The sequence below is a fragment of the Candidatus Thermokryptus mobilis genome, from assembly GCF_900070205.1.
Lineage (GTDB): Bacteria > Bacteroidota > Ignavibacteria > Kryptoniales > Kryptoniaceae > Kryptonium > Kryptonium mobile.
Genome location: NZ_FAOO01000006.1, coordinates 124,611 through 141,435, shown reverse-complemented (window position 1 = coordinate 141,435; position 16,825 = coordinate 124,611). Strand labels below are relative to the sequence as shown.

15 protein-coding genes and 2 pseudogenes are annotated in these 16,825 nt (G+C 39.8%); 5 read left to right on the top strand and 12 right to left on the bottom strand.

Annotated elements, in window-relative coordinates; genetic code table 11:
- From FKZ43_RS11435 to FKZ43_RS05560, 3 genes and pseudogenes are all read left to right on the top strand, one after another.
- A pseudogene (locus tag FKZ43_RS11435) lies at nucleotides 1-189 on the top strand (hypothetical protein); the annotation flags it as partial.
- Nucleotides 190-208: 19 nt separating this feature from the next.
- A complete protein-coding gene (locus FKZ43_RS05565) occupies nucleotides 209-1,423 on the top strand; it encodes a glycine C-acetyltransferase (protein WP_140944877.1) in 1,215 nt (404 codons plus the stop codon).
- 7 nt (nucleotides 1,424-1,430) lie between these two features.
- Nucleotides 1,431-2,144, top strand: coding sequence for a uracil-DNA glycosylase (locus tag FKZ43_RS05560; protein WP_140944876.1), 714 nt, complete (start codon nucleotides 1,431-1,433; stop codon nucleotides 2,142-2,144).
- Here FKZ43_RS05560 and FKZ43_RS05555 read toward each other — a convergent pair.
- From FKZ43_RS05555 to FKZ43_RS05500, 12 genes are all read right to left on the bottom strand, one after another.
- Nucleotides 2,136-3,035: a serine hydrolase gene (locus FKZ43_RS05555; protein ID WP_140944875.1), complete on the bottom strand. Its 900-nt coding sequence runs from the start codon at nucleotides 3,033-3,035 to the stop codon at nucleotides 2,136-2,138. The two genes, FKZ43_RS05560 and FKZ43_RS05555, sit on opposite strands and share 9 nt — an antisense overlap.
- A gap of 9 nt (nucleotides 3,036-3,044) precedes the next feature.
- Entirely contained in the window at nucleotides 3,045-4,469 is a 1,425-nt protein-coding gene (locus tag FKZ43_RS05550) for a sodium:solute symporter family protein (protein ID WP_140944874.1), read from the bottom strand.
- Between the two features lie 19 nt (nucleotides 4,470-4,488).
- Nucleotides 4,489-5,670: a M24 family metallopeptidase gene (locus tag FKZ43_RS05545; protein WP_140944873.1), complete on the bottom strand. Its 1,182-nt coding sequence runs from the start codon at nucleotides 5,668-5,670 to the stop codon at nucleotides 4,489-4,491.
- A 64-nt stretch (nucleotides 5,671-5,734) separates the two neighbouring features.
- Nucleotides 5,735-7,153 carry a class II fumarate hydratase gene (locus FKZ43_RS05540; protein WP_140944872.1) on the bottom strand — a complete coding sequence of 473 codons (1,419 nt, stop codon included), beginning with the start codon at nucleotides 7,151-7,153 and terminating at the stop codon, nucleotides 5,735-5,737.
- A 67-nt stretch (nucleotides 7,154-7,220) separates the two neighbouring features.
- On the bottom strand, nucleotides 7,221-8,633 hold the full coding sequence (locus tag FKZ43_RS05535; protein ID WP_140944871.1) for an oligosaccharide flippase family protein: 1,413 nt from the start codon (nucleotides 8,631-8,633) through the stop codon (nucleotides 7,221-7,223).
- Complete coding sequence (locus FKZ43_RS05530; RefSeq protein WP_219916505.1) at nucleotides 8,630-9,586, bottom strand: GNAT family N-acetyltransferase; 957 nt, start codon at nucleotides 9,584-9,586, stop codon at nucleotides 8,630-8,632. Before FKZ43_RS05530 ends, FKZ43_RS05535 begins: the two co-directional genes overlap by 4 nt.
- Nucleotides 9,587-9,614: 28 nt before the next feature.
- Nucleotides 9,615-11,024: an ATP-dependent protease ATPase subunit HslU gene (gene hslU, locus FKZ43_RS05525; RefSeq protein WP_140944869.1), complete on the bottom strand. Its 1,410-nt coding sequence runs from the start codon at nucleotides 11,022-11,024 to the stop codon at nucleotides 9,615-9,617.
- Nucleotides 11,025-11,054: 30 nt separating this feature from the next.
- The gene (gene hslV, locus FKZ43_RS05520) at nucleotides 11,055-11,591 is read right to left on the bottom strand and encodes an ATP-dependent protease subunit HslV (RefSeq protein ID WP_140944868.1); all 537 of its coding nucleotides are present in this window, start codon (nucleotides 11,589-11,591) and stop codon (nucleotides 11,055-11,057) included.
- A 24-nt stretch (nucleotides 11,592-11,615) separates the two neighbouring features.
- Nucleotides 11,616-13,097 (bottom strand): RNA polymerase factor sigma-54, encoded by a 1,482-nt coding sequence (gene rpoN, locus FKZ43_RS05515; RefSeq protein WP_140944867.1) that lies wholly within the window; start codon nucleotides 13,095-13,097, stop codon nucleotides 11,616-11,618.
- The gene (locus tag FKZ43_RS05510; RefSeq protein WP_140944866.1) at nucleotides 13,097-13,699 is read right to left on the bottom strand and encodes a DUF3109 family protein; all 603 of its coding nucleotides are present in this window, start codon (nucleotides 13,697-13,699) and stop codon (nucleotides 13,097-13,099) included. Before FKZ43_RS05510 ends, rpoN begins: the two co-directional genes overlap by 1 nt.
- Before the next feature lie 52 nt (nucleotides 13,700-13,751).
- Nucleotides 13,752-15,479 carry a glycoside hydrolase family 57 protein gene (locus tag FKZ43_RS05505; protein ID WP_140944865.1) on the bottom strand — a complete coding sequence of 576 codons (1,728 nt, stop codon included), beginning with the start codon at nucleotides 15,477-15,479 and terminating at the stop codon, nucleotides 13,752-13,754.
- Nucleotides 15,480-15,500: 21 nt separating this feature from the next.
- Nucleotides 15,501-15,800, bottom strand: a complete 300-nt coding sequence (locus FKZ43_RS05500; RefSeq protein WP_140944864.1) for a DUF3467 domain-containing protein — start codon at nucleotides 15,798-15,800, stop codon at nucleotides 15,501-15,503.
- A 202-nt stretch (nucleotides 15,801-16,002) separates the two neighbouring features.
- On the opposite strand from FKZ43_RS05500, the gene FKZ43_RS05495 reads away from it, so the two are divergent.
- Nucleotides 16,003-16,527, top strand: coding sequence for a 4Fe-4S dicluster domain-containing protein (locus tag FKZ43_RS05495; RefSeq protein ID WP_140944863.1), 525 nt, complete (start codon nucleotides 16,003-16,005; stop codon nucleotides 16,525-16,527).
- Nucleotides 16,528-16,612: 85 nt separating this feature from the next.
- Nucleotides 16,613-16,825: pseudogene (locus tag FKZ43_RS11430) on the top strand (anaerobic carbon-monoxide dehydrogenase catalytic subunit); the annotation flags it as partial.

Below are 16,825 nucleotides of genomic sequence, written 5' to 3'. Positions count from 1 at the left end.
CTTGAAGCAAAGATTGAGAGTATTAGGAGCGAGCTTGATGCAAAGATTGAAAATGTAAGAATCGGGCTTGATGCCAAAATTGATAGGGTTAATTTGAAACTTAACTTTCTCATAATTTTAATGATAATTGCTTTGACATTGATGAATCCGGTCGTGGCTGAAGTATTTAAAAATTTGCTAATCCGTTAAAACAAAATTTTAAAGCACCATGAACTATACGGAAGTTTTAGTAAGTGAAATTAAAAGATTGCAGGAAACAAAAACCTATAAGCGGGAAATTCCTCTTTTAAGTGAGCAGGGTGGAATCGTAAGGGTTGATGGTCGTGAGGTCGTTATGCTTGCTTCAAATAATTATCTCGGGCTTGCTTCTCACCCAAGGATTAAGGAAGCAGCGATTCGCGGGATAAAAGAATATGGTTACGGAGTTGCATCGGTTAGATTTATCTGTGGGACTCAATCAATTCATAAGCAGCTTGAGGAGAAAATATCTGAATTTGTCGGGGCAGAAGACACGATACTTTTTTCATCTTGTTTTGCAGCTAACGAGGGATTTTTTGCTTCACTTGTCAATGAATCTCTAGGTTATGAGAATTATAAAGATGTCATCTATAGCGACCGACTTAACCATGCAAGTATAATTGATGGTATAAGGTTGTGCAGAGCGGAGGTTGTTGATAAGAAGCTTTATCCACACGGTGATTGGAGAACGCTTGAGCAGATGCTTGAGGAGGATAAAGACAAGGATTATCGCTTCAGGATAATAGCAACGGACGGGGTTTTCAGTATGGAGGGTGATATGGCGCCATTGCCTCAACTTGTTGAGCTTGCTCGGAAGTATAATGCGATTCTTTTTGTTGATGATTCACATGGTCTTGGTGTGATAGGTAAAACAGGGCGCGGGACAGCTGAAGAACTCGGCGTTTTCGGTCAAGTTGAGGTTTTATCTGGAACGCTTGGCAAAGCAATTGGTGGTGCAGCGGGTGGATTTATAAGCGGTAAAAAAGAAATGATTGAATATCTGAGGCAAAAGTCAAGACCTTATACATTTTCAAATTCGCTCCCGCCTGCAGTGATTATGGCAACTCTTGAAGCAATTAAAATGCTTGAAGAGGATACATCTTTAATTGACAAACTCAGAGAAAACACGCTCTATTTCAGGCGTGAGATAAAAAATCTCGGTTTCAAGATAATTGACGGAATTCATCCAATTGTTCCGATTATGCTTGGAGAGGCATCGCTTGCGATGGATATGAGCGAGGAACTTTTAAAGGAGGGAGTTTACATCAAAGGTCTTTGGTATCCCGTTGTCCCTAAGGGTGAAGCGAGGTTGAGAGCACAGATATCCGCTGCTTTATCAAAGGATGATATTGACAGGGCACTTGAGGCATTTAAAAAGGTTGGCAAAAAATTTGGTGTGATTTGATGATTTTATGTCAATGTTGAAATTCAGTTCAATCGGTGAGATTAACGATAAGTTGATAAGTTGTAAATTATGCCCACGCCTTGTTAGTTGGCGTCAGAAAGTTGCTTATGAAAAGACAGCAAGGTTTAAAGATTGGGATTACTGGGGAAAACCTGTTCCTGGATTTGGTGATGTGAAAGGACGACTTCTTGTAGTTGGGCTAGCCCCAGCTGCACACGGCGGAAACAGAACAGGGAGAATGTTCACGGGTGATAGAAGCGGTGAATGGCTTTATAAGGCGTTGTATAAGTTTGGATTTGCAAATCAACCAAATTCAACATCAATTGATGATGGTTTGAAACTTAAAAATTGTTATATAACCGCGATAGTTCGCTGCGCCCCGCCTGAAAATAAACCCTTGCCAAGTGAAATTCAAAACTGCAATGTCTATCTTGAAAATGAAATCAAACTTTTAAAACGGGTTAAAGTCATCGTAACGCTTGGGCAACTTTCTTTTAAGACAACTTTGAAGACATTGCAAAAAATAGGTTTCAAAATCGTTGATGGCAGATTAAAATTTTTTCACGGAAACGAAATAAAACTATCAAACGGAGCAAGGGAATTAATTTTGATCTCGTCTTATCATCCGAGCCAAAGAAACACATTCACGCATAAGTTAACCGAGGAAATGTTTGATCAAGTTTTTAAAAGGACGAGATTTTTAACCGATGTCTTATTTTAGAAGTTCAATCGGGACTCTTGTTCCATATTTTGTTGAGAGCGAGAGACGCCAAAAGTGTTCATATACGATTTTTGAAATTTGGGCAATTGTTTCCTGCGCTGACTTTAAATTGTAGTTACTCATCACGATTATAATATATGGATGTCTTGGTAGCAAAACTATTCCCCATTCGCAATTTACTCCTTCAATCCCACCGGGTTTATTCGCTATTTTAATATCTGAGGGTAGATATTTGCCAAGACTTCCTTCTTTTTCTTTAGTTAAGATTTCAAGAACTTTTTGAGAGACATCTTTGCTTATGACTTCACCTTTATAGAGCATTTCCATAAGTTTCATCGCCTCAATTGGGGTTGAAAGATTTTCTTCGCCCCTTGCTGATGCATCTGGGCGAATCATTTTTCGTTGTAATTTTGTATTTTTCAAACCAAGTTTTTCAAGCGTTTTATTTACATTTTCCATCCCGACGAGGTCAATTAAAATGTTTGTTGCTGTATTATCGCTTACGGTTATCATTAAAACCGCGAGGTCATAGATGCTCAATTCCGATAGTCCATCGGCAAATTCTTTTAAGACACCACTACCTCCTACTTGATGCTTTTTCTCAATTTTTATCTTGTCTGTTAGTTTAAATCTCCCTTCGCTTGCCTGCTTCATAACTTCAATTAAAATTGGGATTTTAATTGCACTGCCTTGTGGAAAAATCAAATTTTCATTTATGAGAAATGTTTCACCGGTTGCAAGATTTTTAACTGCGACACCAATGACCCCGTTTGATGTATCGGCTATGAATTTGATTTTCTCAAATGTCTTTCTGTGAAGTATTTCAATGTTTTCTGGCTGTGCAAGTGCAAGCGAAAGAATTAGATGAATTAAAAAGGCAAATTTTTTCATTTTCCAAGTTTAATTTTTGTTTTCAACGAATGGCTTCCATTTTTCGGGTGGATCTGGCGGGGTAAGTAAGCTTACAGCAATTAAAACAGTTATTGAACCAGCAGCAGCTGGGAGGACTATGTAATCGGCTTCAAGTATCGGTTCGTGCCTGAACATATTGATAAGAGTTATAATTAGTGTAATCCCCATTCCAGTCGCTATACTTGCAACACCTGCGGGAGTTGTAACTCTTTTCCATAAAAAAGCTGCAAGTAAAGCTGGCGTTAAACCAGCGCCTATCATCGTATAAGCTGTTAAAGCCATCTGTAAAACCGTTTGGAATCTCGTCAGCAGAAGATATCCAAGAAATCCAAGGGCGAAGATTAAAATCCTTTGCAAGGCGATTATTTGTTTGTGTGATGCTTTGGGATTTATAAATCTTTGGTATATATCTCTGACAAGATTTGTGCTTGGTGTTAAAAGGAAACTGTTTGCTGTTGAAATTATTATAGCCATTGCAGCAACTATCAGCATAATTCCAATAATTTGCGGTAGTCCTATTTCATGACCGTGCGTTGCAAGATGAATGATAACCTTTTCGGATTCCTCAAGTTTAAATCTGACGCTTGAAAAGACAGCTAACGCAGTGATTGATGTTTCAATTATAATTGTTCCGATAACCCAGAAGATAACAGCTTGTCTTGCTGCTTTTGCATCCTTTGCGCTGAAAAATTTTTGATACATACTTGATTCACCAAGCAAAAGGAAAAATGTTGGGAAGAAAACACCCATAGCCCAGATGAAGTCCTTTTTACCAAAAATTGCGAATCTATCCGGTGGTAAGGTTTCCCTCACAGTTGACCATCCACCGACATCATTTAATACGATTGGGACAGCAAGCGCTATCCCAAGCAACATCAGTGTCCCGTTGATTATGTCCATCGTTATAACCGAGATTAGCCCTGCAAGAGCGGTGAACAAAACGACGAAAACGGCAGTTATTATAATTCCCTGTTCAACTGGAATTCCAGCGACAAGGTTGAGGACAAATGCGCCACCCTTGAATTGATAGCTTGCTATTGTCACATATGCGATCACGATTGTAATCGTCCCAAGTATCCTTGCCCATTTGTTATATCTTTGCTCAAGTATATCAGGCATGGTATATTGAGCGATTTTTCTAACTCTTCCAGCGAGGAAATAAACAATCACAATTGCAACCCAAGCACCTGCTGAAAGCCATAGCTCCGAAAAGCCAACTCTATATGCAAGCCCAGCTCCAGCGATTATACTTCCCGAACCGATCCATGTTGCAAGCAGTGTCCCAACAAGTTTATAAACTGGGGTTGACCTCCCAGCAACCATGAAGTCATCCTGAGTTTTAACCGTTCTTGTTTTCAAAATTCCAATTGTAAGTAAAATCGCAAGGTAAATGATTATAGCTGTTAAAAACATTTTCACTCCGAGTTTGTTTTTAGTAAATCAAGACGAGTTCTTCTTGTTCGCGACCTGTGATGATCGCCTTCTTTTCAGAGTTGATGTAGACATTTACCTCGGATCTGACCCCAAGCTTACCTGGGATGTAAATTCCGGGTTCAAGCGAAAAAAGGGAGCCCGGGAGAAGCTTTCTTATATCTTGGGTTTCAAAGTTATCAATGTTTGCACCGTTCCCGTGGACATTTTCCCCAATTGAATGACCAGTTCTATGTGTAAAATAATCCCCGTAACCTTTCTCTTGAATATATCTTCTTGCGACTTCGTCTACCTCCCATCCGGCGACTTCAAGATTTTGATTGAGGCGGTTTTGCAGGAATGCCAAGGCTTCTCTTCTTGCATCCCTTACGATGTGAAAAAGATTGACATACTCCTCGGGTGGCTCATCGCCTATGAAGGCACACCAAGTTATATCATAAAAAATTGCCCCCGGCTCGTTTTTCTTCGCCCAAAGGTCAATTAAAAGTTTATCTCCTGGCTTTATCTCCCTTGAATTTTCAGGCGTCGGATAAAAATGAGGATTAGCTGGATGGTCGTTAACCCCAACTATTGGTGGGTCTTCATCAGATGTTAAGCCCTTGTCATAAAATCTTTTCAAAATGAATTGCTGAATTTCGTATTCTGTCTTGTACTTCCCGCTTCTCACTCCTTTCCTTATTTCTTCAAATGCCTCATCAAGCGTCTCATCAACAAGTTTTCCAGCTTCAAAATGTGTTTTGATTAAATTTTCATCAATTAGCGCCTCAAAAATTTGAACTAAATCAGCCGATGATATAATCTCGTGTCCCAAATCTCGCAATAGTTCAATTGTCCCGGCATCAACGATTGATATATAGGGGATTGCGTTCATCGGTGAGTATTGCATAGCGATTTTCTTGGGCGAACCGAGGATTTCTTTAAGACGATCGTGAAGTTCGCGCCATCCCGAGTAGAAAAATTTTTTCCCGGGTAGGGAATCAAGTTTATCGGGTTCAACTCTATGAACAAGTTTTATCGGTTCGCCGTTTGCTGGGATGAAATAAAACCATCTTCTCGTTGCGAGACCTTGCATTGACAAACCGAGGATTTTCAAACCGATTTTATCCCTGTTGTGAAAGTCATAAAATAGCCAGCCATCAATTCCAAGTTCGGTGAGTTTCCTTTGGATTTTTTCAATCTTCATAGTTTATCTTTTCCCTTGATAAGTTTTTAATTTAGAAAGGGGGCGGTGATGCCCCCTTGATATATCAACCACCACCCGAAACCCCAGCTACAAATCCGCCTTCTGTCATCTTCCTTATGTCAAGGACTTTGTCAAGCTCATCTTCTTTCATCAAGCCGAGTTCAAGCACAACTTCGCGGATCGTCTTATTTTCAGCCATTGCTTTTTTGACGATTTGAGCTGCTTTATCATAGCCAATATAAGGTGTGAGTGCAGTTGCAAGTATTGCGTTCTGCTCAGCAAGGCGTTGCATGTGTTCCTTGTTAGCGACGATTCCGTTGATGCATTTATCAACTAATACCTCACTTGCATTTGCAAGTATCATAATTGATTCAAGTAAATTTCTTGCGATAACCGGGAGAGCAACATTGAGTTCAAAGTTTCCAGAAGCCCCTGCCAATGTTACAACCGAGTCGTTTCCGATAACTTGCATTGATACCATTATGACTGCCTCTGGAATAACTGGGTTTATTTTTCCTGGCATAATTGATGAACCGGGTTGAAGTGCGGGAAGGCGAATTTCAGCAAGACCAGCTTGAGGACCTGAATTCATCCATCTTAGGTCGTTTGCGATTTTGTAAAGCGCAACCGCAAGTGTCTTTAAAGCACCGCTTAATTCAACCGCCGTGTCCATGGTTGCCTGAGCTGAAAAATGGTTTCTCGTTTCCTTGAAAGGTATTCCTGTTTCTTGAGAAAGCGCCTCGGCGATTCTTTTACCAAACTCTGGATGTGTATTTATCCCAGTTCCCACTGCCGTTCCACCCAATGCGAGTTCATATAACCTCGGCAAAACGGAATTAATCCTTTCAATTGCAAGTTCAATTTGGGAAGCATACCCTGAAAATTCCTGCCCAAGTCGCACTGGCATAGCGTCCATAAGATGGGTCCTTCCTGTCTTGACTATGTCGTCAAATTCTTTTGCCTTTTCAAGTAGAGCTTTGTGAAGTTTTTCAAGGGCTGGTAATAGTTTCTCCTTCAAAGCAAGCGCTGATGAAATGTGAATACACGCTGGGATGACATCATTTGAGGATTGCCCCAGATTTACATGGTCATTCGGATGGACAACTGTTTTGTCGCCTCTTTGAGCTCCTAAAATTTCACAAGCACGATTTGCGATGACTTCATTTGCGTTCATATTCGTTGATGTGCCAGAACCCGTTTGGAAAATATCAAGCGGAAAATGTTCGTCAAGTTTCCCCTCAATGACTTCCTTTGATGCCTCCATTATTGCCTCAGCTTTTTTCTCGTCAAGCAGACCAAGTTCTTTGTTAACTTTTGCTGCACAATACTTCACAAGCCCGATCGCCCTGATAAATGTTTGCGGAAATCTTATTCCGCTTATAGGGAAGTTTTCAACCGCCCTTTGTGTCTGTGCTCCCCAAAGTGCCCAAGTTGGAACTTTTACCTCCCCAAGTGCGTCTTTTTCAACCCTGTAATCGGACATGGCTTTTCTCCTTTTTATTTGTTTTGGTGCTCGTTCGCTTAAAATTTTGGAAATAAAACTGAAAAATTCAACCAAAAGAAATCAACCTCACTTTTATGAACGCAAAATAAATGAATAAAAAAAGCGAAGCGGTTAAGACGAACCTTAAATTAACATCGCTGATAAGCGAGCCAACCAAATAGCAAAATACCGCAATAAAAACTGAGATGGTTAAAACCGAAAGTAAAAACCTGGCAGGGAAAATGTCCCGCAATCTTATACCCACAAGTGTCCTTAAAATAAAATACAACATCAAAGAGGTCTCAATGTATGTTGAAAGCACAACGGCTATAGCGGGACCTTTTAAACCAAAAAGTTTTAAAAATATCAAGCCGAGGGAAAAGTTTAAGACAAGATCAATGAGCGAAACAAGCATATAAATTTTCTGCCTTCCAAGAGCTGAGAGGATCGGACTGTAAAGTAGAATTCTCACTGGGAGGAAAAATATATAAACCCTAAAAATCTCAGCGCTTTCAATGTATTTTGCGGAGAATAAAACGACGATGAATTCATTTGAGAAGAAAAAAAGATATGAAAAAACGGGCAGGACAAATACAGCGGTTGATTTTATGACATCATTTATAAGTTTTGCAACCTCTATTTTTTTACCAGCGTCATATAGCTTGCTTATTTCTGGGAAACTCACTGAGGCAAAGGAGCTTGTTATCAACGGGACTACCGGAAGTTCCTTAGCCCCAACGCCATAAATGGCATAAACCTCCGGCGCAAAGCTGTTTGCTACTATGAACTTATCAATTTGTCTTGATAAAATCGCACTTATGTGTCCAAAGATAAGAGGGGATGTGTATTTCAAAATCTCCTTAAGATGTGAAAATGTTGGTGTGAGATCAAAACTTTTCTTGATGAAGTTAAGCGTATAAATAAATCTTAAGATCGCTATGGCTGATAAACTTGCGAGTATAAAAATGATCCCTTTATTAATGAAAATGGAGGAGAAAACAGCGATGATGTAAAGTGCTACCGTGATGAGTGTTATGATGAAAAGTTTTTTAAAGTTTCCTCTTAAAATGAACAGGGAGTCAAGGATTGCGGTTGGGATTGAAAATAGAAAGAACAAGGCGAAATAAGGGAAGTTTTCTGGGAAAAGAGCATTGTTTAAAATTCTCCCCACTTCAAACCTTAATAGATAAAACAGTATGGTGACGATGAATCCGAGGAGGGCAAGAAAGGAAAATATGCTTGAAATGTATTTGCTTGATTTTTCCTTCACACCGAAGAAATAGACGGCGCTTGAAAATGCGAATGAGACGATTGGATTTATTGTGTTAAGTATAAGCCACATTTGATCATAAAGTGCGAATTCTCTCTTTGATAAATGCCGTGCGAGTATGATCGTGACTACGAGCAATCCGAGAATGTTGAGAATTCTTGATAAACTTATCAAGCTGGCTTTTTTAACGATTGAATTAAGCACGTTCATCTTTGAAAAAATTTCAAGATTCCTTTTGCAAAACTCACTTCAAATGAAAGTTTTAACTCGCCCCCAAATTGCATTTTAAAGAAAGCAACTTTTTCAATATCTGCCCCACAGAAGTCAAACTCGGTTATTCCTCTTGTTGACAAATCCTCAAGTATTTTCCAAACTAAAAAGTGCGAAGCCACATCCGATTCTCTTTCCCTCATCCCCGCAACGATGTCATATCCCTTTTCCCCCCAGATTGAAATTCCTCTTGAAGCAAGTATTTCCCCTCGGCTGTCAATGAGATAGTAAACCTCAAGGATGCCTGAATTGACGAGTTCGTTCAATAGATTTTTTAATTTGTCAAAACCGAGGAAAAATTTACCGCCAGTCCTCTCATAGCTTAAAATTTGCTGTTCGGCAAGCACATCAGCTGATTTTGACTTTAAGACCCTAAAGCCAACTTCTTGAGCTTCTTTTATTTTTCTTTTCAAAGAGTTGCTCATCCTTTCCCAGACAAGATCAATTGGATTAAGATTCAGCACGAATGTATATCTTGGCTTTACCTTGTAGCCAAGCCACTTGAATTGCCTTATGTCGTAAATCGTGTGGTGAAGTTTGAAGACAAAGAAATCAATTTTTTTAATTATGTGTTTGTGAAGCATTAAAATTGACTCGTTTTTTTCAAGTATTTCCTTTTGTCTTTTCTCGGATTGGAAGTTTTTGAAAGTTATGCCGTTATAGTATGTGAACGGCAAAGGTGTTAAGACATGTAAGAGAAATTTCTTTTTAACGGGTAAAATTATCCCTGCTATGGTTTCATAGCCCTTTCTTACGAAGGTGACTTCAAAATTTAGGTTGAAAATTTCAGCGTAGGGCTTCAACCAATTTATTGAAAGGAAAGGATTTGACTGAGGGGAGCTCAAGATAAAATTTGACCACTCATTTAAATTATCGGAAATTTCAATGCGCAAAGAGGCCATTTTATATAAAGTTTGCTCTTTACAAGATGTAACGGCTTAGGTCTCTGTTTTGGACGATGGCTGATAGCTTCTCCTGAACAAATTCCTTTGTTATCAAAATTTTTTGACCTTTCAATTTCGGGGCGTCAAAGAGTATGTCTTCAAGAAGCGTTGTCATAACGGTTTGAAGTCGCCTTGCGCCTATGTTTTCAAGTTGTTCATTTACCTGTGCAGCATAGTGCGCTATTTCTCTTATCGCTTCATCGGTGAATTCAATTTCAACTCCTTCGGTTTCAAGCAATGCTTTGTATTGTTTTATCAAGGCGTTTTCAGGCAAAGTTAGGATTTTCACGAAGTCCTCTTCGGTGAGTGGGTTTAATTCAACCCTTATTGGGAAGCGCCCTTGAAGCTCGGGGATTAAGTCGCTCGGCTTGGCCACATGAAATGCACCAGCAGCGATGAACAATATATGGTCTGTCTTAACAATGCCATACTTTGTCATTACATTTGAGCCCTCAATTATTGGAAGAAGGTCTCTTTGAACTCCCTCGCGCGAGACATCCGGACCAACGGTGTATCCTCCCGGGTTTGTGATTTTGTCAATTTCGTCAATGAAGACGATACCGAGGTTTTCAACTCTTCGTATCGCTTCACGAATTACAGCTTCCATATCAATTAGTTTTTGCGCTTCCTCCTGAATTAAATAATTTCGCGCTTCAGCTATCGTCATCCTTCTTTTCTTATATCTTTTCGGCATCACATTTTCAATTATATCCTGCATCGTCATCGCAATATCATCAACTGGAAAGGGACCTAGAATTTGCATCCCCGGGAATTGTTGGGTTGAAACTTCAATTTCTATTGTTCTTGAATCAAGCTTGCCCTCTTGAAGTTGTTTTCTTAATTTTTCGCGGGTTCTTTGCATTTCGTCCTCTTCTTCATATTCAAACTCCTCGTTTTCCTCAAATTTTTTTCTCTTCCTCTTGGGTAACAAGATATCAAGTATCCTTTCTTCAGCGAGTTCTTTCGCTCTGTCTTTTATTTCTTCCATTTTTTCCATCTTGACCATGTTGACTGCTATGTCAACGAGTTCCCTTATCATTGATTCAACATCTCTCCCGACATATCCAACTTCCGTAAACTTTGATGCCTCAACTTTGACGAAAGGTGCATTTGCAAGCTTAGCGAGTCGTCTTGCTATTTCAGTTTTTCCAACGCCAGTTGGACCTATAAGAATTATATTGTTCGGTGTAATTTCTTCTCTTAATTCGGGTGGGACTTGTTGCCTGCGCCATCTATTTCGCAAGGCAATCGCAACTGCTCTTTTAGCTTGTTCCTGACCGATTATGTATTTATCAAGTTCCTTTACGATTTCCTCGGGCGTGAGGTCTTTTAAATCGCGCTTTTGAACTATTTCGGCAACTTTTTCCTTCCTGTTGTTATATGTCATTTCAGAATTTAAATTTTTTGTTTTAAACACTCAAAGCTCTTCTATGATGATGTTATGATTTGTGTAAATGCATATATCGGCTGCTACTTTCAATGATTCCTCAACGATTTCGCGAGCAGATAAATTGGAATGTTTCACAAGGACCCTTGCTGCTGCAAGTGCATAGCTTCCGCCAGAGCCAATTGCAACGATTTTATCATCTGGCTCTATCACATCACCTGTCCCAGAAATTATCAATGCATTTTCCTTGTCCATAACCGCAAGCAACGCTTCAAGCCTTCTCAGATATTTATCCATTCGCCAGTCCTTTGCGAGTTCTGTTGCTGCACGTAAGAGATTCCCTTTGTATTGTTCAAGTTTTGCTTCAAATCTTTCCATAAGCGCAAGTGCATCCGCGGATGCACCGGCAAACCCGACAAGTATTTTATTGTTATAAATTTTTCGGACTTTTTTAGCCCCGTGTTTCATTATAGTGTCCGAAAGCGTAACTTGCCCATCTCCTCCCATCACCGCTTGACCATTATGTATTAAGCCAAGTATAGTTGTCGCTCTCAAAATTTTTTCCACTTTATGCCCTTCAAATTTTTGTTTTTATTCAATTCGCCTTCTTAATCTCGCTGTTGGAATACCAAGCTGGTCCCTGTACTTTGCCACAGTTCTTCTTGCGATGTTAAACCCCTGTGAACGCAGAATTTCAGCTATCTGGTCGTCCGTTAAAGGTTTTCTCGGGTCTTCCTGCTCAATTATCTGTTTGATTTTTTCCTTCAATTCCTTAATTGAAACCTCTGTTCCGTTTGATGTGTTAACTTTCTCGCTGAAAAAGTCTCGCAACCTGTAAATTCCAAAATCCATCTGGACATATTTTTGATTTACCGCTCTGCTGACCGTTGATATGTCAACCCCGGCTTTCTCTGCGACATCTTTATAAATCATCGGTCTTAAATTTTCTCCCGTCTCAAAAAATTCCCTCTGCAATTCAACTATAGCGCGCATTATTTTCAAAAGCGTTTCCCTGCGTTGATAAATTGAAGCGATAAACCATTTCGCCCTTGCAAATTGTTTTTTTATCTCATCTTTTATCTCAGCAGGAAGTTTTTTCTGCCTTTTTAGGAGATTGTAATATGTTCTATTAAGCCGAATCATAGGGACATTTTTCTCGTTCAAAGTTATGACGAAATCGTCACCAACTCTTTCAACTATAAAGTCCGGGACGATGTATTCTTGAATTACCGCTCTACCTTCCCCAGGTTTTGGATTCAAACGCTGAATTATCTGCAAGACACTGCCCAACTTTTGTTCGCTTATGTTAAACCTTTTCATCAACTCATCGTATTTCTTCTTCATAAAATCGTCATATGCTTCATTCAATATGCGAATGGCGAGTGTTTTTTTATCCTCGGGGAAGTCACCAACTTCAAGTTGAGCCAAAAGGCATTCTTTTAAATCCCTTGCTCCAATTCCAGGTGGGTCAAGGCGTTGAATTTTTTTTAATACATTTTCAACCTCCTCGGGCATTACTTCCATTTTCTCCCCAAGGCGCAAATCCTCTGCTATTTCCTCAACGCTTCTTGTCAAGTAACCATCATCGTTTATGTTTCCTAAAATTTCCTCAGCTATTCTGTATTCCTTCTCGTTTACTATCGGAGCAAGCTGTTGAAGAAGTTTATCTTCCAAGGACTCCATCGCTGGTGGTTGCCAAGGTATTTCCTCCTCGTTCTCCTCGTTTAAGTTCTTATTAAATGAGGTGGAATCTTCATCCTCAAGTGCCTTGACAAAATCCTCAAATGTGTATTCATCATCTGGCTTTGGAAGAATTTCTTGTGTCGTTTCTTCATATTCCTCAACTAACTCTTGCTTAACTGCTTGTCCAACTTCTTGATTTTCACCAAGTTCAAGTTCAATTACCTCTTCTGGAGATGCTTCAAGACCTTCTTCAAGGAATGGGTTTTGCTCAAGCTCTTCTTTGATTTTTTGCTCAAGTTGTATTACAGGGATTTGAAGGAGCTTAAGGTATTGAATTTGTTGTGGCGTTAGTTTCTGTTGTATTGTTTGATGTTGTCCGATTTTTAACATTATCTCACCTCCCGGTTGTTTATCGTGTTTAGTGCTTCAAGCATTTTATCGTACCACCCTGACCCGAAGTATCTTATAATTGCTGGCTTTAGGAAGTCATAAAGTTTAACTCCATCTTTCTTTCCTTTCTTTACGCCTGGCTTGCACTCCGGGATTTTCACATACTTTAAGATGTCGCCTCCAACGAGGGCGCCCCTTAAACTGTAATTTCTCAGCGGGAAAAGATGGCAGGAAATTGGTTTCCTGAAGGATATTTCACCGTTTAAGAATGCCTTTTCAAATGAACATTTAGCTATGCCATCTTCCCAGTAAACGAAGACGCACTCCCTGCGGTCAATACATTTTGTTGAGAGCCCTGTTTCAGTTCTCTCGTAGAATCCATTTTCTTCAATGAATTTCACATTTTTTTCGGGCAGATACTTTTTTACAATTTGCAGGGCGTTGTTTATTTGCTCAATTTCTTCCTCAAGAAGCGGTGCTCCGTAATCCGCCTCCATAAAGCAACACGCCCCCTTGCATTTTTCAAGATCGCATTTGAAATAAGCACTTGCAATCTCTGGGTCAACAAAAATCCCATCTATAACTATCGCTGAGCGAGTCATTGTTGAAAACAAAGTTTTATTGCCTGATTTTAAGTTAATAAAAAAAATGTAATTACGGAAATTCAACCTCAGCCCACCATTTCGGGTCAATCTCGTCAAAAACTTTGTCCCTTTGTGCACATTCAACGACAAAGTTCCAATCCTCAAATTTTAACTCCCCGGTTCTGGTATACCTTTCAATTATTTCAGCTATTCTTGTGAAGTTTTCATGGTGAAGTAAAACTCTCATCTCGGCGTAATCGCGAGCTGAAATCGTTGATATCAAGAACTGCCAGTCGGACGACTGCAAAAGCACCAGCTCTCTGGCGAGTTGCTTTAACATAAATATTAACTTTTCATCGTTAGAGTTGTGAAACTTTTTTGCAAACTCTCTCATCTTAAATTCATTCGGATAGATATGTCTCCAGGTCCATTCCGTGTCTTTGTTGAGCCAGATGTAATGGTAACCACCCTCTCCCCAAGAACCCTCGGGGAGCGAGACGACGGTTGTCGGATTAGATTTTTCAATTGCTTCTGAAGCTGTGGCTGGCTTTACGAATTCGGAATTGTTAAGCTTTTGGAAAACCTTTTTTAAAAACCTTGGTCCTTCAAACCACCAATGACCGAAAAGCTCTGTATCGTAAGGTGCGGTCAAAACCCCTGGCTTGCCAGTTTTATCGTAATGTTCCTTCAATGTTGCTGTTATCAGATCAACAAAATGGGATGAATTCTCTTCAAGCCGTTCTTCAACCTTTTCAAGTTCATATTCAAGTTTATCCGCAAGGTCTGCCTTTGGGTTCGTAACGCGCCAATATCTTAAACCGCTTGGGAATTTTTTCTTGTGGAAATCAAGATACCAAGCATCGCCTGGATAACCCCATTCACCGCTCCAAACCTGAAGCCCGGTTTTGGGGTCACGAGTCAAAACCGCAACCGGTCTTTTCTCTGGTTTGCCAGAGCCAACAAGATAAATCTCGTAAGGCGATTTTTCCTCCTCAGGTCTGTATTTAACTTGCGATTCAAATTGCTCCCATAGCTTTCTCAATCCTTCAAATCTTTCAATATAAACCCCGATTGTTTTCCCACCACGAAGTGTTGCCGTGTCAATGAAGAAAAATTTAAGATCGTTTTCAGAAAGAAATTCTTCAACCCCTTTTCTTTCATACTCAACTGGCGTCAAATTTTGTTCAAGTTCAACGGGGATTCTCCATTTATAACCTGGTCTATAAGCACACTCAGGCAACCATATCCCCTCTGGTTTTCTGCCGAAATACTTTTCGTGTGTTTTAACGGCAAGTTTGATCTGGGCTTGAACGCTTGTGTCAAGCGCAAGCAAAGGTAAATATGCGTGCGTAGCTGCACAGGTAATTATCTCAATATGCCCTGAGTCTTGAAGCGAACGAAAAGCAGAAAGCAAATCTGTGTGGTATGCATCAATAAAACTTCTTTTAATCCCCAAATAAAACTCTTTCCAAAACTTCGCTACTTCGGCGAGGTTTTTTCTTCCCGTTCGCTTGAATTCAATTTCATCTTCCTCGGCAAGTTTTATTCTCATGTCAAGATATTGCAGAAATTCATCAGAAAACTCCCTGCTTGCAAGTTGCTCTGCAAGGATTGGGGAAATGTTAATTGTGACTTTGAAGTTTACGCCTTCATTTCTTAATTCGTTAAAAACATTCAAAAGAGGTATATAACATTCACTCACGGCTTCGTTTAGCCAGTCCATCCCATGTGGCCATCTGCCATGACCGACCACATAGGGAAGGTGTGTGTGAAGGACAAGGGTGAAATATCCGAACATAGTTTCTATCCCATTGAGTTTTTAAGGTTTAAATCCAAGGGTTTTTTGTTCGGTGTCGCCAAAGATTTTGATTTCGCCGAAGGTGGATTCGTATTTTCTTATGTTGTCTTCAAGCGCTTTTAATAAAAGTTTTGCATGTTGTGGGGTCATTATTATCCTTGCAAAGACCTTCGCCTTTGGAACCCCGGGGAGAATCCTTGTAAAATCAATCACGAACTCAGCGGGTGAGTGTGTTATGATCGCAAGGTTTGAATAAATTCCCTCTGCTTCCTTTTCGCCAAGTTCAATGTTAATTTGTTGAGGGATCGGTTGCTCGGTCATAGTTTTTTATTTTTAATATAACTTTTTTAAGCGTTGCTTTCAAGGTTTTTAGAAAATTTTGTCAAATTTGGCATTGATAAACCATTTGCAAATGTCATTCTTGACAGCGAATCCCTTTTTTTCATTCATTTTTGCAGGGAAAATACAGGCATAAAATTTGCTTTAAAAATTCAGGAGAGAGAAAAATTAATTGGAGGAGAAAATGAAAAAGGTTTTCATTGAAGCATCAAAGTGCACGGGTTGTAAAAGTTGTGAGATAGCTTGTGCTGTTGAACATTCAATGTCAAAAGATATTTACAAGGCAATTTTTGAGGTGCCAAGTCCGCCAAGATTTAACAGTGTTCTTAAATTTGACGGGTTTATCGCCTCTTTGAGATGTGCGCATTGTGAGGATGCCCCATGCGTTGCTATTTGTCCAACATCTGCAATTTATCGTGACCCTGAGACAGACCTTGTTGTTTATAACGAGACGAAATGTATAGGTTGCTGGCAATGTGCCATGGCTTGTCCGTTTGGAGCAATATACCCCGACCTTGAGAGGAAAGTTTCAAGAAAATGTGATGGTTGCAATGAGAGAGTTAAATCGGGAAGGATACCAGCTTGCGTTGAAGCTTGTCCGACAAACGCTTTAATCTATGCAGATGTGGCGACAATTGAAGAGTATAAGAGGGAAAAAACAATCTCTTCTCTTTCAAGAACAACAAAAACATATGTGGAGGTAATCTAAAATGGCGGATATTTTAAAAGATAAGGAAAGGGTTTGGAACAACAAGGCGCATAATTTCGGTTTAATTCCGGAGTCAAACATTGAAATGTTGAAAAAGCAGGAAAAAGAGGTTAAGACGACATCGCTTCAAAGGTTAGCACTTCAGGAGCCACAATGTGGTTTCGGTGAGCTTGGGGTTTGTTGTAGGATGTGTTATATGGGACCTTGCAGAATTGATGTCTTCAACGGCGGACCAAGGGTTGGTGTATGTGGTGCAACCGCTGATGTAATTGTGGCGAGAAATCTTCTAAGGGAAACC